The sequence below is a fragment of the Pseudomonas sp. EA_65y_Pfl2_P78 genome (genome assembly GCF_963970495.1).
Lineage (GTDB): Bacteria > Pseudomonadota > Gammaproteobacteria > Pseudomonadales > Pseudomonadaceae > Aquipseudomonas > Aquipseudomonas baetica_A.
This window is the reverse complement of the sequence record NZ_CAXAON010000017.1, coordinates 40,904-59,387: the sequence shown is the minus strand read 5'-3', so window position 1 is coordinate 59,387 and position 18,484 is coordinate 40,904. Positions and strand designations below refer to the sequence as shown.

Sequence of the window (18,484 nt, the reverse complement as noted above, 5' to 3'; positions counted from 1 at the left end):
AGGGTCATGAATCGCTTCGTATCTGTTCTGGCATTGAGTGGAGTCGTCTCGCTCGCGGGCTGCGTCGCTCCGACGCCCAAGCCCAATGACCCTTACTACGCTCCGGTGTTGCCGCGCACGCCGTTGCCAGCGGCTGCCAACAACGGCTCGATCTATCAGGCCGGCTTCGAGCAGAACCTGTACAGCGACCGCAAGGCGTTCCGGGTCGGTGACATCATCACCATCACCCTGAACGAGAGAACCCAGGCGAGCAAAAACGCCAACTCGCAAGTGGCCAAGAACAGCAAGACCGGCATCGGCCTGACTTCGTTGTTTGGCGGCAGCGGTACCCTCAACAACCCGTTGGGCAGTACTGATCTGAGCCTGGACGTCGGCTACAGCGGCGACCGCGCAACCAAGGGCGACAGCAAGTCCGGCCAGAGCAACAGCCTGACCGGTTCGATTACCGTGACCGTGGCCGACGTGCTGCCCAATGGCATCATCGCTGTGCGCGGCGAGAAGTGGATGACCCTCAATACCGGCGATGAGCTGGTGCGGATCGCCGGTCTGGTACGTGCCGATGACATCGCCACTGACAACACCGTGTCGTCGACCCGTGTCGCCGATGCGCGCATCACCTACTCGGGCACTGGCTCGTTTGCCGATGCGAGTCAGCCAGGCTGGTTCGACCGTTTCTTCCTCAGCCCGCTGTTCCCTTTCTAGGTGGCTACGTTGAATTTCAGAAGCTTTATGGTGGCCGCGTTTTTGTTGTCGGCGGCCTTCAATGCACAAGCCGAACGGTTGAAGGACATCGCCAGTATTTCGGGCGTGCGTTCCAACCAGTTGATCGGCTATGGCCTAGTGGTCGGGCTGAATGGCACCGGTGACCAGACGACGCAAACGCCGTTCACCCTGCAGACCTTCAACAACATGCTCTCGCAGTTCGGTATCAAGGTGCCGGCAGGGTCGGGCAACGTGCAGTTGAAAAACGTCGCGGCGGTGTCGGTGAGTGCCGATTTGCCTGCGTTTGCCAAACCGGGTCAACAAGTCGACATCACCGTTTCGTCCATCGGTAACTCCAAGAGCCTGCGCGGCGGCACGTTGCTGCTGACGCCGCTCAAGGGTATCGACGGTAACGTCTACGCCATCGCTCAGGGCAACCTGGTGGTGGGCGGTTTTGATGCCGAAGGTCGCGACGGTTCGAAGATCACTGTCAACGTTCCGTCGGCCGGTCGTATTCCTGGCGGTGCGTCGGTGGAGCGTTCGGTGCCGAGTGGTTTCAACCAGGGCAACAGCCTGACGCTGAACCTCAATCGTTCTGACTTCACCACTGCCAAGCGCATCGTCGACAAGATCAACGACATGCTCGGCCCTGGTGTGGCGCAGGCCGTTGATGGTGGATCGGTTCGCGTCACCGCACCGCTCGACCCGAGCCAGCGTGTCGACTATCTGTCGATTCTGGAAAACCTTGAAGTCGACCCCGGTCAGGCGGTGGCCAAAGTCATCATCAACTCGCGTACCGGCACCATCGTCATCGGTCAGAACGTGAAAGTCTCGCCAGCCGCCGTCACCCACGGCAGCCTGACCGTGACCATCACCGAAGACCCGATCGTCAGCCAGCCGGGCCCGTTGTCCAACGGCCAGACTGCCGTTGTGCCGCGCTCGCGGGTCAATGCCCAGCAAGAAGCCAAGCCAATGTTCAAGTTCGGCCCGGGCACCACCCTCGACGAGATCGTCCGGGCGGTGAACCAGGTCGGCGCGGCGCCGGGTGACTTGATGGCGATCCTTGAAGCACTGAAGCAGGCCGGCGCGTTGCAAGCCGACCTGATCGTGATCTGAGGACGACGACCATGGACATGCGCAAGAGCGGGCTGGTCAGTAGCAGCGATTCGGGTTCTTACTCTGACCTCAATCGCCTGAACCAGCTCAAGGTTGGCGACAAGGACAGCGATGCGAACATGCGCAAAGTGGCGCAGGAGTTCGAGTCGCTGTTTCTCGGCGAGATGCTCAAGTCGATGCGTTCGGCCACCGAGGCGCTGGGGCAGGACAATCCGCTCAACACGCCGGCGGCCAAGCAGTATCAGGAAATGTACGACCAGCAACTGGCCGTGTCGCTGTCCCGCGAGGGCGGTGGTATCGGTCTGGCCGACGTGCTGATGCGCCAGATGTCGAAGAACAAGCCCCTGGCGTCCGGCGAGGCGGCGGCCGCGTCCGCCGCCAAGCAGGAAGAAGCCAAAGCCAAGGCTGCTGCCGTGGCAACGCCGATTGCCGCTGGCACGGTCGCCACCCATGGCCCGTTGTCGCGACTCAATGGCGAACGTCCATTGTGGGCCTCGCGTTCAGTCAATGCGCCGAACACGCAACTGGACCATCGCAACGACATGGCATTGATCAATCAGCGGCGTTTGGCTTTGCCACCGAAACTGGCTGATCGCCTGCTCGCGGGTCTGGTGCCGTCGGCCACTGCGACGAACGCCGCGACACAATTGCCACAGCGCGCTACGACGGCCGCCACCACTGGCGCAGGTCCGTTGTACAACGGCGACTGGCTGGCACGCGCCGAGGCCGATAAGGCTTCCGGCGGGCAGATGCAGGTTTACGGCCGTGCGGTGGCACAGATTCCGCTGGCCCCGGCGAAGAAAGCCTTCAGCTCCGCCGACGAATTCGTCAACACCATGCTGCCCATGGCCAAGGAAGCGGCTGACCGTATCGGTGTCGATCCACGTTATCTGGTGGCGCAAGCGGCACTGGAAACCGGTTGGGGCAAATCGGTCATGCGCGCACAGGATGGCAGTAGCAGCCACAACCTGTTCGGCATCAAGGCCAGCAGTAACTGGAAGGGTGATTCGGCCCGGGCAATCACCAGCGAGTTCCGTAATGGCGCGATGGTCAAGGAGACGGCCGAGTTCCGTTCCTACGCCTCGTACAAGGACAGCTTCCATGATCTGGTGACTTTGCTGCAGAGCAATAATCGCTATCAAGATGTGCTGAAGTCGGCCGATAACCCAGAACAGTTTGTACGCGAGTTGCAAAAGGCCGGTTACGCCACCGACCCGAACTACGCAAACAAGATTTCGCAGATTGCCAAGCAGATGAACAGTTTCCAAAACTACGCTGCGGCGGGTGTATCCACCACGCCTTTATAAGGCACAAGGTATAAGGTCTGAACCATGAGTTTGCTCAATATCGGGATGTCGGGACTGTCGGCCAGCCAGTCCTCTTTGGCTACGACAGGCAACAACATTGCCAACGTCGACACCGCCGGTTATTCACGTCAGCAAACCGTGCAGGGCACCAAATCCTCGCAGCAGTTCGGCACTGTTTTCATTGGTACGGGCACGACCCTGGCTGACGTGCGCCGGGTGTATAACTCATATCTGGAAAGCCAACTGCACACAGCAACCTCGCTCGACAGCGAGTCGGCCTCTTTTCTGGCCCAGGCTACGCCGCTGGACTCCATGCTGTCGGACACCAACACCGGCCTGACCGGTGTGCTGCAAAAATTCTTCACGACGATGCAGGGCGTTTCGACGTCGGCGACCGATGATACCTCGCGTCAATCGGTGCTGACGGGGGCTCAGGCGCTGACCAGTCGTTTCAATACCATCGCCAAACAGCTCAACGATCAGAACACCACCATCAACGGCAGCCTTGGCGACATGACGGGCCAGGTGAACAAACTGGCCACTTCGATTGCCAATCTGAACCAGAAGATCGGTGAGATCTCCACCAGCGGGGGCGCGCCGAACGATCTGCTGGACAGCCGTAACGAAGCCGTTCGCCAGCTCTCCGAACTGACGGGCGCACAGGTTGTTGAGCGTGGCACCAGTTTCGACGTCTACATTGGCAGCGGTCAGCCGCTGGTGATCGGCAACACCACCAACACGCTGAGCATGGTCGCGAGCAAAACCGATCCGTCGCGCATGGCCATCCAGATGGATCGCGGTTCGAGCACCATCGACATCACTTCGGCGATGAGCGGTGGCGAAATTGGCGGCCTGCTCACTTACCGCAAAGAAGTCCTTGACCCGTCACTCAACGAGTTGGGCCGAGTGGCGCTGGTGATCGCTGATCAAGTCAACAGCCAGCAAGCCCAAGGCATCGACAAGAACGGTGACTTCGGCGCGGCGATTTTCAACAACATCAACAGTGCCGCACTGATCAGTCAGCGCAGCATCGCGCAGTCGGGTAACAGTGCAGGTTCGGGCAACCTCGATGTCACCATCAAGGACACCGGCAAGCTGACCACCAGCGATTATCAGGTAACGTTCACCAGCGCCACTGACTACACCGTCAAGCGTTCTGACGGTACCGACCTGGGCGCCTTCAGCACTACGACCAATCCGCCGCCAGTGATCGACGGTTTCACCCTCGCACTCAATGGTGGTGCGTTGAGCGCCGGTGACACCTTTAAAGTGACTCCGACCCGTAATGCGGCCACAAGCATCCAGACGGTGCTCACCGATCCGAAGAAAATTGCTGCGGCAGGTCCGTTGACCGGCGTGGCCAGCGCTGCCGGCCTGGGGACTTACACTCAGCCGACGCTCAGCGACAAGATTGATATCTACAACCCGACTGCCCAGGCTGATATGCAGGCGGCTTTGAAGAACTCGACGCCGGTCAAGCTGGTGTTCGGCGCGGCGAGCGGTGGCAGCCAGTCGTACAACCTGGTGGATGCCAAGGGGGCAACCATTGGCACCGGCACGATCGTTCCTGGCCAATCGAACACGCTGAACCTGCAAGTCGGCGTCGTCGATGCCAGCGGCAACCCGGTGATGGACACAACCGTCACGCCGAACGTACAGAAGACCTTCACGGTGCAGACTACCGTCGGCGGCACGCCGAAGTCCGGCGAAACCTTCACCATGAACCTGACCGGTGCGGCGTCCTCGGACAATCGCAATGCGCAGGCCCTGGTTGGCCTGCAAACGCAACAGACCGTCGACACCGGTTCGGCGAGCAAGGGCATCAGCCTGACAGACGCCTACAACAAGCTGGTCACCAACGTCGGTACCAAGACCGCCCAAGGCAAGTCCGACAGCGCGGCCACCACGGCGATTCTGGATAACGCCAAAGGTGCTCGCGACTCGTTGTCCGGGGTCAACCTGGACGAAGAAACCGGCAACCTGGTCAAATACCAGCAGTACTACACAGCGTCTTCGCAGATCATCAAAGCTGCGCAGGAAACTTTCGCCACACTGATTAACAGCCTTTAAGGAGTCGTAATTCATGCGCATTTCCACCGCCCAGTATTACGGCACGCAAGCGTCGGACTATCAGCGTAATTTCAACAAGGCCGTTGCCACCGCCAGCGAGGCGAGCAGCCTGCAGCGCATCAACACCGCGGCCGATGATCCGGTCGGTGCCGGGCGCTTGCTGCAGCTGGGTCAACAGGCCGCAATGCTGGATCAGTACAAGACCAACGTCGACACCACCAAAAGTGCATTGAACGTGCAAGAGTCCACGCTGGATTCAATCACCACCGCGTTGGCGCGCGCCAAGGAACTCGCTCTCGCCGCCAACAACGGCACGGCCACCGACAAGGATCGCCAGGCTTACGCTTCGGAACTGGGCCAGATCCAGCAACAAGTGCTGGGCCTGATGAACGCCAAGGATGCTGGCGGCAACTACCTGTTCTCCGGTTCGAAAACTGATACTGCGCCGTACTCGCAGAATGCTGACGGCACCTATTCCTACAACGGTGATCAGACCACGATCAACCTGGGCATCGGTGATGGCATGACGGTCGGCACCAACACCACTGGTTGGGCTGCTTTCCAGCAGACCATCAATACCGCGCGTACCAACGTCACCATGACCGCGCCAGCCGTGGATGACGGGCGCGTCGTGCTGTCCAACGGTACAGTCGGCACAGCCGCCACCTATGACTCCAAGTTCACCGCTGGCCAGCCTTACACCGTCAGCTTCCTCAGCAGCACCCAACTGAAAATCACTGATGCCTTGGGCAACGATGTGACTGCTGAAGCAAGCCAGAACGGCTTGGTCAGTAACAGTAGCGGTGCCAACCAGACGGTCAGCTTCCGTGGCGTCGACATGAAGCTGAACATCAACCTGAAGACCGGTGACACCAACCCGGACGCGGTCATTGCCGGCCACAGCTTCCAGCTGTCGACTGCGCCGGATTCGTTTTCCACCACGCGCAGCCCTGGCAACTCGTCGACTGCGGTGATCACGGGGTCCAGCATCACCGACGAGGCAGCGTACACGGCAGCCTTCCCGCAGGGTGGCGCAGTCCTCAAGTTCACCAGCGCCACCGCTTTCGATCTGTACGCAGCGCCGGTCACTGCCGACAGCAAACCCGTGTCCTCGGGGACTGTCGTGGGTAGCAATGCTACTGCTGCGGGCGTCACTTTCGCGCTGGGCGCTGCGCCGGCCGCCGGCGATCAGTTTTCGATCAGATCGAACGATCACCAGACCCAGAACGTGCTTGATTCCCTGGGTCAGATGATCACAGCACTGAACACACCGATCGATGGTGATCCGGTGGCCAAGCAACAATTCCAGGGCGCGATGGAGGCAGGTATCGGCAACATCGATGCGGCCAGCAATCAAATCGGCACCGCGGTCACCGAAATTGGTGCTCGCGGCCAGGCGCTGGATATGCAAGCCTCCACGAACGACAGCTTGAGTACCGCGAACACCACCACTCAAGGTTCGATCCGCGATTCGGATCCGGCTGAAGTGATGACGCGCCTGACCTTGCAACAAACCATGCTGCAGGCTGCACAACTGGCGTTCAGCAAGATCAGTCAGTTGGGTCTGTTCAACAAGATCTGACGCCAACGGGCGCGTAAGCGCCCGGTTGCCTTGTCCCTCAGTTTTGTTTTTTAGCGGTATCAAGGGCTCGCTTTTCCGAGCGGGCTCGTACCGCCTGTGAGCCCGCCGTGAATTCACTTCCTCTTGTCAGCCTCGTTATTCCCGCCTTCAATCCGCGTTTCTTCGAGCGGGCATTGAACAGTGCTGTCAGTCAGACATACGCGCACCTTGAGATCATTGTCTGCGACGACAGTCGGGGCCAGCAGATCGAAGGGATTGTCACCGTCGTGGCTGAGCAGTCCGGTGTTGCCGTGCGTTATGTGCGCAACCCGCGCACCCTGGGCATGGTCGGCAACCTCAAGGCGTGCCTCGATCAGGCGCAGGGCGAATTCGTCAAGTTCCTCTGTGACGATGACCATCTCTATGCTGCCTGCATCGAGCAGCAGGCGCACGAGATGTTGCGCGAGGAAGTCAGCCTGGTGCTGGCTCAGCGTCTGTTCTGGGACGCCAACGACATCATCCTGCCGGCGCGCTTGGAAAACACTTCTTTGTCACCCCACAGCGGTCTGTTCAAGGGTGACGACCTGCTGGGCATTTTTGAAAAATTCCCGGTCAATGTGCTGGGCGGTTTCACCAATGCCTTGTTTCGACGTGCGGATCTCGTCGAGCTGTTGCCGGTGCTGACTCAAGAGGGCCACTGCTTTGTCGCGACCCTGGATTTCGCCCTGTACGTTTGCCTGCTGCGGCGCGGCAATCTGGCGGTGTCCAATAATGTGCTCAGCGCCGAACGGCTCTACCCGGAACGTCTGAGTGCGCAGCAACCGATGAAAGACGCGGTTGAGGTCGAGCGCGAGTGGATTCTGCAAATGCTCAAGGCTCGCAGCGGTGAATCTGCACCTGCCCCGGGCTGGGTTCGTTATATCCAGCTGACCAAGGCTGACGAATCACCGCGTGTCTGGGAAGAGCTGCCGCTGAGCCGAACGCTAGGCACCAAACAGAGTCGCCAGGAGTGGTGTGTCGGTATCGATAGCTGGAGCTTCGCCGAACTTTATGCGCACTGGCTGCAATGCCGCAGTCTGACCGAAGGGCAGCGCAAGTTGCTCCCGGAAACTCTGGCCGCCTGGCCGCAGCAGCCGCGAATTGTGCCGATCATCATGGATGCCCAGGGCAGTCGCGATGGCGTCGAACGGACGCTGGAAGCACTCGCAGCCCAGGACTATCCGCCGGAGCTGATTCTGCTGTTGTCCGCCTCCTGCTCCGTTCCCATGCTGGATGGGCGAGTGTTTCGTATGCCGTTGCAGGATGACGGGTTGGGGCAGATCAACGCACTGTTGCCGCAACTCGAAGGTGCCGACTGGTTTTACCTGTTACAGGCTGGGGACCGTCTGGTAATGCCGGCCTTGCTGGTCATGGCTGACCGCATTGCGCATTCGCCATGGCTGAGCTGCATGTACAGCGATGAAGGCAGCCTGCGCGATGGCGAATCGGCAGAGCCCGCGTTCAAACCGGATTTCAACCTCGACCTCATGCGCAGTTATCCGTATGTCGGGCGTGCCTTGGTGTTCAAGCGCGAACGTTTCCTGGCGCTCGGTGGATTCGATACGACGTTCGCCGAGCTGGCGCCTCACGACATGCTGTGGCGAATGGTCGAGAGCGAAGGTCCGCAGGTGGTCGGGCACGTTGCCGAAGTCCTGCTTGAATCGCCTTTCGATCTGTCTGGGTGGCTGGCTGAGCCGGCGGTGATCGAACAGAATCCACGGGTGCTCGAAGCGCATCTGCAGCGTATGGGGATTGCTCACGGCATTCGTCGTGGCAGTTGCGAGTTGCTCAATCGAGTCGACTATCAGCACGCCCGGCGTCCGCGTGTGTCGATCATCATCATCACGCGCGATCAGACCGCTGCCTTGCAGCGCTGTGTCGAGACCGTGCTGGAGAAAACCGCTTACTCCGAGTACGAGTTGTTGCTGGTCGACAACGGCAGTGAAAGCGCCGAGGCGCTGGCATGGCTGGACGGCATGGCGCAGCTGGGGGGCGAGCGGATTCGCGTCCTGAGCTACCCGCAGCATGACAACATGGCGGCCCTGCATAACTGTGCGGTGACGCAGGCCCGTGGCGAGTACGTGCTGCTGCTCAATACCTTCTCGGTGATCACCCACACTGACTGGCTGGACGAACTGCTCAATCAGGCGCAACGCCCGGAAGTCGGCGTGGTCGGCGCCAAGTTGTTCAACCCGGACGGTTACGTATTGCATGCCGGCATGATCCTCGGCCTGCAAGGAGCCGTCGGGTTGCCATTTTATGGGCAGTCGCTGCAGTCCGACGGCTACATGTTCCGGCTGCAGGCGACCCATGACCTGAGTGCCGTCGGCGGTGATTGCGTGATGGTGCGCAAGGCCGTTTTCGAGTCTGTCGCAGGGCTCGATGAGCAGGATTTTAAGCAGGCGCTCAATGTCGTCGACCTGTGTCTGCGCATTGGCCAGGAAGGTTATCTGGTGGTGTGGACGCCATATGCCTTACTGGCCCAGGGGGTGCGGCCAACTGTCGATGCGACAGCCGAAGAAGGCCAGCAGCACATGCATGAGAAGGAGACCTTCTACACGCGCTGGTTGTCGCGTATTGCCCGTGATCCAGCCTTCAACGTCAACCTGTCATTGCAGGGTGTCGGTGCGACGAGTTTCAGTCTTGAGCCGGGTTTGCGCACCGGCTGGACGGCTTTTTCGCGACCGCAATTGCCCAACGTACTCGCCGTGCCGATCAATGCATCTGCCATTGGTCACTACCGCATGAGTCAGCCGCTGATCGAGCTGGAAGCGGCCAACCGCGCTGAAGGCTGCATTCGCTACGGCTTGCCGTCGATCATTGAAATCGAGCGTCAGTCACCGGACGTCATCGTTCTGCAAGGGCGCTACTCGCAAGGTGCGATCGATGAAATCCCGCCGTTGAAGAAGTTCTGCCATGCCCGGCGGATTTTTGAACTCGATGACTATGTGATCGACGTTCCCCATCGCAATGCCCATATCCGCAACATGCCCAACAAGCAGGAGATGGAACGCATGGTGCGCCAGGCAATCGGCTTGTGCGATCGCGTGGTGGTATCGACCCAGCCATTGGCCAATGCGCTGTCGGACATGCACCACGACATTCGCGTTGTTCCCAACATGCTTGCCCAGAATCTCTGGACCGGCCTGCGCAGCCAGCGCCGCACTTCGAAAAAACCGCGGGTCGGCTGGGGCGGTGGCACCAGTCACCACGGCGACCTGGCGGTGATCGCCGATGTCGTGCGTGAGCTGGCCAACGAAGTCGACTGGGTGTTTTTCGGCATGTGCCCGGATGATCTGCGTCCGTACATGCATGAATTCCACGGGGTAATCCCGTTGGAAGTGTACCCGGCCAAACTGGCAAGCCTGAATCTCGATCTGGCGTTGGCGCCACTGGAATTCCACATCTTCAACGACTGCAAGAGCAACCTGCGTCTGCTGGAGTACGGCGCCTGCGGCTACCCGGTGATCTGCACCGACACCGAGGCCTATCGCGGTTACCTGCCATGCACCCGGGTCAAGACCAACAGCACCGATGAATGGTTGCAGGCTATCCGCATGCACCTGGCCGACCCGGATGCCAGCTACCGCATGGGGGACGAGTTGCGTGAGGTGGTGCTGCGAGACTACGTGTTGCGTGGCGACAACTTGCGTTACTGGGAGAGTGGCTGGCTGGCGGATTGATCGAATCGCGTACGGCCCTATGAGAAACAGGCGACTTTCGAGTCGCCTGTTTTTTTTTGCGTGGCAAAAAGGTTTTTGTATCAAGTCGGATACTTTTTTGGCAGCGGGCTCAAGCATCGGGATTTTTCTGTCGATACCTTTCCATGTGCTCAATTGGCACGGCCAGTGAAGACCTGTCCGGCCGGTATCTGAGGTGACAGATTTCCGTATTCGACAACAACGCAAGGAAGAAGCAAATGACAGTAGTAAATGGAACGAGTGAAGCGGATGTCCTGATTGGCACCCACGGCAATGACGAGCTCTATGGAATGGAGTCGGATGATCAACTGTTGGCCAGCGCAGGATCGGACGTGCTGGACGGCGGTGAAGGGTTTGATGCGGCGACCTATTATGGAATGAGTACGGGAGTCGGTGTCGAGGTTGGCGCTGGCGTTGTTACGGTCATAGGGGCTGATGGCAAGGTCGACACGCTGGTTTCGGTGGAGAAGGTGGTTGGCAGTTTCTACAACGACACCTTTACCGCTTCCGTGGGTGGCGTGACGCTTGACGGCAGTGGCGGTGATGATCTGTACACCGTCGACGCCGAAGGCGTGACCCTCATTGAAGAAAACAACGGTGGCTACGACGAGCTGCGCACCAGCCTCAACACGATCAAGATGGACCCGTTCATCGAGAAACTGACCTTTACCGGCAACGGCGATTTCAAGGGTTACGGCAACGCCAGTGACAACGAGATCATCGGCGGTGCGGGCAATGACTGGCTGTGGGGCGGCGCCGGTGCCGACCACTTTGTCGGTGGCGATGGTTACGATACCGTCAGCTACACCGACAGCCTTGAAGGTGTGCGCGTCCAGGACTTCACCAACTATGATGGCTTGACCATTGCAGATGGAGACACCTTTACCGGCATCGAAGCGATCCAGGGTTCGAACTTCGATGACGTGGTGTATCTGCTCGATAACGCGATGACCGTTGATGGCGCCGACGGCTACGACACTGTGAGCTATCGCCACTCCTTGGATGGCGTCAGTATCGACATCGGCCCGCGTGTCGGGGCGCCGGGTGTCACGCTGCTGAATGTGGAGCACGTTATCGGCTCTTCGTTCGCTGATCATTTCACCGCCAATGTCGGCGGCGTGACGCTGGAAGGTGGTTCGGGTGACGATGTGTACACCATCAACAGCGTCGGTGTGTCCATCAAGGAAGTCGAGGGCTACATGGGCGGTACCGATCAGCTGTACACCAGCCTGTCATCGATGCACATGGACCCCTTCATTGAAAACCTGACGTACACCGGCACTGCAGACTTCACCGGCTACGGTAACGACGAAGCCAACACCATCATCTCCGGTGCCGGCAATGACGTGTTGCTGGGCGGTGCAGGTGGCGACCGTTTTGAAGGCGGCGCCGGTATCGACATCGTCAGTTACGACGACAGCGCTGAAGGCCTGAGCGCCTCTCTGAACTGGGGGCCGCAGAGCGGAATTGCGCTCTACGATATCTACATCGATATCGAAGGCCTGCGCGGCAGCCAGTACAACGATTCGCTGCAAGGCAATTCGGACGACAACATCCTCGAGGGCGGGGCCGGCGACGACCAGATTACCGGTGGCGATGGCAATGACCATATCTATGGCGGCCTGGCGTCCGGTCTGGACAAGGCCGGGCAGTCCGACGCTCTGTCGGGTGGCGCGGGGGATGATGTCATCGTCGGTGCCCGCAATGGTCTGTTCACTTGGGCCAGTGGCGATGACGGCAACGACACCATCACGCTGGGTCGGGGCATGGCCTTTGGCGGTGAAGGCAACGATGTGCTGACGGCTACGGGCAGCAACTATGTGCTCAATGGCGACGGCGGGAATGATCTGCTGATTCTCAACCTGGCCGGCCAGTCGAATTCCGGCGGCAGCGCCTACGGTGGCCAGGGTGATGACACCTACGTGGTCAACACCAGCGGCCTGGTGACGATTCAGGATTACGGGCTGGACATCAACGACACGCTCATCCTCAACACCATCACCAACGCCAGCCAGTTGAACGTCACCCGTATCGGTGACGACGCCTACCTGCACAGCGCCAACGACGGCAGCACCAGTGTGCCGGACAACGGCGTGAAACTGGCGGGGTGGTATGCCGGGTTCAACAACATCGAGCACCTGCAGACTGCCGACGGCCAAGTCTACGACCTGCCGGCGACTGTCGATGGCTTCGCCCTGTTTGGCTGATCGCTCAATCTGTTGATGCAGCGCAATGAAAGGGATGAATCCGCTGCTGGATTCATCCCTTTTTCATGCCTCGCGGCGCACCTGACGCAGCGGAGCTGGCGCGTTTCCTGCAAGTCCTCCTCAAATCGCCATAAAACGAGCGCTCGCGGTCATCGCAGCGGCGCCGTAGGCGGCAAAAGGGTTAGCCAGATGGCCCGCATCGCTCAACGAAGCCATGCGCAGCCCGGTGAAGAACAAGAGGGGAGACGATGAAGGCAGTTATTTTGGCGGGTGGCCTCGGCACGCGCATCAGTGAAGAGTCGCACCTCAAGCCCAAGCCCATGATCGAGATCGGCGGCAAGCCAATTCTCTGGCACATCATGAAGCAGTATTCCGCCCACGGAATTCACGACTTCGTGATCTGCCTGGGCTACAAGGGCTATGCGATCAAGGACTTCTTCGCCAACTACTTCCTGCACACCTCCGACGTCACCTTCAACATGCGCGAGAACCGCATGGACGTGCACCAGAACTACAGCGAGCCGTGGAGCGTCACCCTGATCGACACCGGCGAGGAAACCATGACCGGTGGTCGTCTGCTGCGTGCCGCGCGTTATCTGCAAGATGAAGAGGCGTTCTGCTTCACTTACGGCGACGGCGTTTCCGACATCAACATTGCTCAGCTCGTCGATTACCACAAAGCCCACGGTCGTCTGGCGACCGTCACCGCCGTGCAGCCACCCGGCCGCTACGGTGCCCTTGAGCGTCAAGGCGATCAGGTGCTCGGTTTCACCGAAAAACCTCGTGGCGACGGTGGCTGGATCAACGGCGGCTTTTTCGTGCTGTCGCCCAAAGTCCTGTCCTATATCGCTGGCGATGAAACCACCTGGGAAGCCGAACCGCTGGCGCGTCTGGCAGAGGATGAACAACTGAACGCCTTCGAACACGAAGGCTTCTGGCATCCGATGGACACCCTGCGCGACAAGAACCACCTCGAAGCGCTGTGGCAGAGCGGGGAGGCCCCATGGAAGCAATGGGCCTGAGTGCAGACTTCTGGCGTGGCAAGCGTGTGCTGGTTACCGGGCATACCGGTTTCAAGGGCAGTTGGCTGACCCTGTGGCTACAAAGCCTCGGCGCGCAAGTCAGCGGTTTTTCCCTCGATCCTTCGACTGAGCCGAGCCTGTTCGAACTGGCGCGAGTCCACGAAGGCATCAACGATCAGCGCGGCGATCTGCGTGATCTCGGCGCCTTGCTCGAAATCATCGCCGACACCGAGCCGGAAATCGTCTTGCATCTGGCGGCTCAACCGCTGGTGCGCGAAGGCTATCGCGATCCGCTGGGCACTTATTCCAGCAACGTGATGGGCACGCTCAATCTGCTCGAAGCGATTCGTCAGGTCGGTTGCGTGCGCGCCTGCGTACTGGTGACCACCGACAAGGTCTACGCCAACAAGGAATGGCTGTGGCCGTACCGCGAAGACGAAGCCCTCGGCGGACATGATCCTTACAGCAGCAGCAAGGCTTGCTGTGAATTGTTGGCGCAGTCTTACGCCGCCTCTTTCTTTGCGGCAGACAAGTACGCCGAGCACGGTCTGGCCCTGGCCACGGCGCGTGCCGGCAATGTGTTGGGCGGCGGTGATTTCGCCCCAGAGCGACTGATTCCCGATGTGCTCAAAGCCTGGACGGCAGACGAGCCGGTGACCCTGCGTTACCCGCAAGCCGTACGCCCCTGGCAGCACGCGCTGGAGCCGCTGGCCGGTTACCTGCAACTGGCCGCCGGCCTTTACGAACAAGGCCCGGAGTATGCCGGAGCGTGGAACTTCGGCCCGAGCGAAGCGGACATGTGCAGCGTCGGCGAAGTGGTCGAATTGCTCGCCAGCCGCTGGCCACAGGCACGCGGTCTGCGCATCGAAAAAAGCGAATTGCACGAGGCCGGTCTGTTGCGCCTGGACAGCAGTCGCGCCCGTCAGGTGTTGGGCTGGCAACCGCGTTGGACCTTGCAGCAATGTTTGGCTCAGACCCTCGACTGGCACCTGGCGTGGCAGAGCGGCGATGACATGCGCGCCGTGACCCTCGGCCAACTGAACCTGTACCGAGGCGCGCTGTGAGCGAGTTTTCCTTGAAGGCGTTGCCGCTGGCCGGATTGTTCAGCGTCGAGCACAAGCGTTTCGAAGATCAGCGCGGGCACTTCGCCCGACTGTTCTGTGAAGGCAGTTTGAGTGCGTTCGGCCGTGAGTTTCACATCCGCCAGATCAATCATTCCTGCACCCGTGAAAAGGGCAGTGTGCGCGGTCTGCATTACCAGAACGCGAATGCCCCGGAAGCCAAACTGATCACCTGCCTGCGCGGTGAGGTGTGGGACGTGGCGGTGGATCTGCGCCCGGACTCCGAGACTTTTCTGCACTGGCATGCCGAGCATCTGAAGGCTGGCGACGGTCGCAGCCTGCTGATTCCGGCCGGCTTCGCTCACGGCTTTCAGACCCTGACCGAGGACGCCGAGCTGCTTTACCTGCACAGCGCCGATTACGCGCCGGAGCATGAGGGCGGCTTGTCGGTGAACGATCCACGGCTAGCGATTGCCTGGCCGTTGCCTGTCAATAATTTGTCAGCGCGTGATTCCAGCCATCCCGCGCTCGATCAACACTTTGCTGGAGTGCGTCTATGAACTGCCGTGGGTGCGCCGCACCGCTGAGCCTGCCGCTGATCGACCTCGGCACCTCGCCACCGTCCAATGCCTACGTGCACGCCGATCGCCTGGAGCAGGCCGAGCAATGGGTGCCATTGAAGGTCGCCGTGTGCCAGCAATGCTGGCTGGTGCAGACCGAGGATTACACCAGTGCCGACAGCCTTTTCGACGCTGAATACGCCTACTTCAGTTCGTTTTCCAGCACCTGGCTAGCGCATGCCGAGCGCTATGTCGCCGAGATGGTCGAGCGCTTTGGCCTGACGGCTGACAGCCGCGTGGTTGAAGTCGCCGCCAATGACGGCTACCTGCTGCAATACGTCGCGGGTCGCGGCATTCCGTGCCTGGGCGTCGAGCCAACCCGCAGCACCGCACAAGCGGCGCGGGAAAAAGGCCTGGAGATTCGTGAGCTGTTCTTCGGTCGCGACACTGCCGCGCAGTTGAAAAGCGAAGGCTGGGGCGCCGACCTGATGGCCGCCAACAACGTGCTTGCGCATGTGCCGGACATCAACGATTTCCTCGGTGGCTTCGCCACGCTGCTCAAACCGACTGGCGTGGCCACGTTCGAATTCCCGCAACTGCTGACGCTGATGGCCGGCGCGCAGTTCGACACGCTGTATCACGAGCACTATTCCTATCTGTCGCTGACTGCCGTGCAGACTCTGTGCGAGCGCAACGGTCTGGAAGTCTTCGACGTCAGCCAGTTGAGCACTCACGGCGGATCGCTGCGCGTCTTCGTCCAGTGCAAGGACGGCGAGCGTCGCGCAGTACAACCGGCGGTGCAGCAACAACTGCAGGCTGAACTGGATGCGGGCGTGAAAACCGCCGAGTACTACGCGACCCTGGCGCCTGCCGCCGAACGCATCAAGCATGAACTGCTGCGCTTTTTGTTGCAGGCCAAGGCTGACGGTAAACGCGTGGTCGGCTATGGCGCGGCAGCCAAGGGCAACACCTTGCTCAACTACGCCGGAGTCAAACCTGACTTGCTGGCGTGGGTGGCCGATGCCAATCCGCACAAGCAGGGCAAGTTTCTGCCGGGCAGCCGCATCCCGATTGTCGCGCCGGCGCAGATTGATATCGAGAAACCGGACTACGTGCTGGTGCTGCCATGGAACCTGTTGCGTGAAGTCAGTCAGCAACTGGCGCAAGTGCGCCAGTGGGATGGCCACTTCGTGATTGCCGTGCCTGAGTTGAAAGTGCTGTGAAAGTCCTCGTCACAGGCGCTACCGGTTTCGTTGGCCGACATTTGGTCTCGGCATTGCTGGCGCGTGGTTGCACCGTTCGTGCAGTGGCACGCAACGCAGAAACCGCGCAGGGCATGCCGTGGATCAATGACGTTGAATTCGTCGCAGCGGATATTCACGCCGCCGATCTCGACGTAATCGCGTTGACCGAAGGTGTCGATGCGCTGGCGCATCTGGCCTGGCCGGGCTTGCCGAACTATCGCGCACTGTTCCATTTCGAGCACAACCTGATGGCCGACTACCGCTTTATCAAAGGTGCGGTCGAGGCGGGCGTGAAACAAGTGCTGGTCACCGGCACCTGCTTCGAGTACGGCATGCAAAGCGGCCCGCTCAGCGAAACCACCGAGCCACGGCCGAGCAATCCCTACGGGCTGGCCAAGCACACGTTGCACCTGTTTTTGCAAAACCTGCAGCAGGAACAGCCATTGACCTTGCAGTGGGCGCGGCTGTTTTACCTGCATGGCGAAGGGCAGAACGCCAACAGTCTGCTGGCGGCGCTGGACCGGGCGATCGATGCCGGGGACGCGTCGTTCAACATGTCTGGTGGCGAGCAACTGCGTGACTTTTTGCCGATCGCCAGCGCCGCCGATTACCTCGCCACGATCGTGCATCAGCGCGATTTCAACGGCGTGATCAATTGCGCCAGCGGCCAACCGGTATCGGTGCGTGCACTGGTTGAACAACGTCTGCGCGAGCGCGGTGCGCGACTGAATCTGAACCTGGGCCATTACCCTTATCCGAGCCATGAGCCGATGGCGTTCTGGGCCGTGACCGAGCGTTTGCAACAGCTACTGGGAGAGTCGCAATGAGGCACGAGTTGTATCGGGTCACCGATTTGCCGGTGCTGCAGAACCGCACCTTCGCTGACCCGGAGTCGGCGAAAGCCTCGGCCAGTGCCGACATGCTGTTGGTACAGGATGAGCGCAGCGGTCTGATCTTCAACGCGGCGTTCGATGCCGACAAGCTCAGCTATGACGCCGACTACCAGAACGAGCAGGCGCATTCCGGCCAGTTTCAGAAGCACCTGAGCGACGTCGAAAGCATCATCGCCAGGCACTTCAAGGGCCAGGAACTGATCGAAGTCGGCTGCGGCAAGGGCTACTTCCTTGAGCTGCTCAAGGGCCTCGGTTATTCGATCACCGGGATCGATCCGGCCTACGAAGGCGAGAATGCAGACGTGATCAAGGCGCCGTTCACCCGTGGCCTCGGTCTGGCGGCGGACGCCATCGTGCTGCGCCATGTGCTTGAACACATCGAAGACCCGGTGAGCTTTCTGTCGGTGATCGCCGAAGCCAATCAGGGCGGGCAGATCTACATCGAGGTGCCGTGCTTCGACTGGATCCTCGAGCACAAGGCCTGGTTCGACCTGTTCTACGAACACGTCAATTATTTCCGCCTCGATGACCTGCGCCGGATGTTCGACACGGTGCACGAGGCCGGCCACCTGTTTGGCGGCCAATACCTGTACATCGTCGCCGACCTTTCGACGTTGCGCCTGACTCCGCAGCAACCGGTGCCACGCCTGATGTTGCCGGACGATTTCACCGCGAGCCTTGAACGCGCGGTGCAGATCATCCAGTCCGCCCCCGAGCAGGGCTCGGCAATCTGGGGCGCCTCGTCCAAAGGCGTGATCTATTCGCTTTTCCTGCAGCGCGCCGGTGTGGCGGTGGATCGTGTGGTGGATATCAACCCGGCCAAGCAGGGGCGTTATCTGCCGCTTAGCGGCGCACGTGTGTCCTCGCCGCAAGAAGCCATGGACGCCTTGCCCGAAGGCGCCAACCTGTTTGTGATGAACTCCAATTACCTCGAAGAGATCAAGCGGATGACCGGTGGACGCTACGTCTATCACGCCGTTGACAGCGCTTCGTTCCAGTGA

13 protein-coding genes and 1 pseudogene are annotated in these 18,484 nt (G+C 60.3%); all 14 read left to right on the top strand.

Annotated features, from left to right (window positions below; genetic code table 11):
* The first annotated feature begins 6 nt into the window (after window positions 1–6).
* The 14 genes and pseudogenes from flgH to AACY02_RS14965 all read left to right on the top strand — a co-directional run bounded on the left by flgH (window position 7) and on the right by AACY02_RS14965 (window position 18,484).
* Window positions 7–702 carry a flagellar basal body L-ring protein FlgH gene (gene flgH, locus AACY02_RS15025; protein ID WP_339432636.1) on the top strand — a complete coding sequence of 232 codons (696 nt, stop codon included), beginning with the start codon at window positions 7–9 and terminating at the stop codon, window positions 700–702.
* Between the two features lie 27 nt (window positions 703–729).
* Window positions 730–1,818, top strand: coding sequence for a flagellar basal body P-ring protein FlgI (locus tag AACY02_RS15020; protein WP_221732045.1), 1,089 nt, complete (start codon window positions 730–732; stop codon window positions 1,816–1,818).
* An 11-nt stretch (window positions 1,819–1,829) separates the two neighbouring features.
* Window positions 1,830–3,125: a flagellar assembly peptidoglycan hydrolase FlgJ gene (flgJ, locus tag AACY02_RS15015; RefSeq protein ID WP_339432635.1), complete on the top strand. Its 1,296-nt coding sequence runs from the start codon at window positions 1,830–1,832 to the stop codon at window positions 3,123–3,125.
* A gap of 24 nt (window positions 3,126–3,149) precedes the next feature.
* Window positions 3,150–5,195, top strand: a complete 2,046-nt coding sequence (gene flgK, locus AACY02_RS15010; protein WP_339432634.1) for a flagellar hook-associated protein FlgK — start codon at window positions 3,150–3,152, stop codon at window positions 5,193–5,195.
* A gap of 13 nt (window positions 5,196–5,208) precedes the next feature.
* On the top strand, window positions 5,209–6,777 hold the full coding sequence (locus AACY02_RS15005) for a flagellar hook-associated protein 3 (RefSeq protein ID WP_339432633.1): 1,569 nt from the start codon (window positions 5,209–5,211) through the stop codon (window positions 6,775–6,777).
* Between the two features lie 107 nt (window positions 6,778–6,884).
* Window positions 6,885–7,406: pseudogene (locus AACY02_RS26035) on the top strand (glycosyltransferase family 2 protein); the annotation flags it as partial.
* Window positions 7,407–7,910: 504 nt separating this feature from the next.
* Window positions 7,911–10,478 carry a glycosyltransferase gene (locus tag AACY02_RS15000; protein WP_445261475.1) on the top strand — a complete coding sequence of 856 codons (2,568 nt, stop codon included), beginning with the start codon at window positions 7,911–7,913 and terminating at the stop codon, window positions 10,476–10,478.
* Window positions 10,479–10,714: 236 nt separating this feature from the next.
* Complete coding sequence (locus AACY02_RS14995; protein ID WP_339432631.1) at window positions 10,715–12,703, top strand: calcium-binding protein; 1,989 nt, start codon at window positions 10,715–10,717, stop codon at window positions 12,701–12,703.
* Window positions 12,704–12,951: 248 nt separating this feature from the next.
* Window positions 12,952–13,725: a glucose-1-phosphate cytidylyltransferase gene (gene rfbF / locus AACY02_RS14990; protein ID WP_339432630.1), complete on the top strand. Its 774-nt coding sequence runs from the start codon at window positions 12,952–12,954 to the stop codon at window positions 13,723–13,725.
* Window positions 13,707–14,789: a CDP-glucose 4,6-dehydratase gene (gene rfbG / locus AACY02_RS14985; protein ID WP_339432629.1), complete on the top strand. Its 1,083-nt coding sequence runs from the start codon at window positions 13,707–13,709 to the stop codon at window positions 14,787–14,789. The genes rfbF and rfbG overlap by 19 nt, the downstream gene beginning before the upstream one ends.
* A complete protein-coding gene (gene rfbC / locus AACY02_RS14980; RefSeq protein ID WP_339432628.1) occupies window positions 14,786–15,346 on the top strand; it encodes a dTDP-4-dehydrorhamnose 3,5-epimerase in 561 nt (186 codons plus the stop codon). Before rfbG ends, rfbC begins: the two co-directional genes overlap by 4 nt.
* The gene (locus AACY02_RS14975) at window positions 15,343–16,569 is read left to right on the top strand and encodes a class I SAM-dependent methyltransferase (RefSeq protein WP_339432627.1); all 1,227 of its coding nucleotides are present in this window, start codon (window positions 15,343–15,345) and stop codon (window positions 16,567–16,569) included. The genes rfbC and AACY02_RS14975 overlap by 4 nt, the downstream gene beginning before the upstream one ends.
* On the top strand, window positions 16,566–17,417 hold the full coding sequence (locus AACY02_RS14970; RefSeq protein WP_339432626.1) for an NAD-dependent epimerase/dehydratase family protein: 852 nt from the start codon (window positions 16,566–16,568) through the stop codon (window positions 17,415–17,417). The genes AACY02_RS14975 and AACY02_RS14970 overlap by 4 nt, the downstream gene beginning before the upstream one ends.
* Window positions 17,414–18,484 carry a class I SAM-dependent methyltransferase gene (locus tag AACY02_RS14965; protein ID WP_339432625.1) on the top strand — a complete coding sequence of 357 codons (1,071 nt, stop codon included), beginning with the start codon at window positions 17,414–17,416 and terminating at the stop codon, window positions 18,482–18,484. Before AACY02_RS14970 ends, AACY02_RS14965 begins: the two co-directional genes overlap by 4 nt.

Coding starts and splice junctions, on each gene's coding strand:
- flgH (WP_339432636.1), top strand. CDS start 7: ATGAATCGCTTCGTATCTGTTCTGGCATTGAGTGGAGTCGTCTCGCTC.
- AACY02_RS15020 (WP_221732045.1), top strand. CDS start 730: ATGGTGGCCGCGTTTTTGTTGTCGGCGGCCTTCAATGCACAAGCCGAA.
- flgJ (WP_339432635.1), top strand. CDS start 1,830: ATGGACATGCGCAAGAGCGGGCTGGTCAGTAGCAGCGATTCGGGTTCT.
- flgK (WP_339432634.1), top strand. CDS start 3,150: ATGAGTTTGCTCAATATCGGGATGTCGGGACTGTCGGCCAGCCAGTCC.
- AACY02_RS15005 (WP_339432633.1), top strand. CDS start 5,209: ATGCGCATTTCCACCGCCCAGTATTACGGCACGCAAGCGTCGGACTAT.
- AACY02_RS15000 (WP_445261475.1), top strand. CDS start 7,911: ATGGATGCCCAGGGCAGTCGCGATGGCGTCGAACGGACGCTGGAAGCA.
- AACY02_RS14995 (WP_339432631.1), top strand. CDS start 10,715: ATGACAGTAGTAAATGGAACGAGTGAAGCGGATGTCCTGATTGGCACC.
- rfbF (WP_339432630.1), top strand. CDS start 12,952: ATGAAGGCAGTTATTTTGGCGGGTGGCCTCGGCACGCGCATCAGTGAA.
- rfbG (WP_339432629.1), top strand. CDS start 13,707: ATGGAAGCAATGGGCCTGAGTGCAGACTTCTGGCGTGGCAAGCGTGTG.
- AACY02_RS14975 (WP_339432627.1), top strand. CDS start 15,343: ATGAACTGCCGTGGGTGCGCCGCACCGCTGAGCCTGCCGCTGATCGAC.
- AACY02_RS14965 (WP_339432625.1), top strand. CDS start 17,414: ATGAGGCACGAGTTGTATCGGGTCACCGATTTGCCGGTGCTGCAGAAC.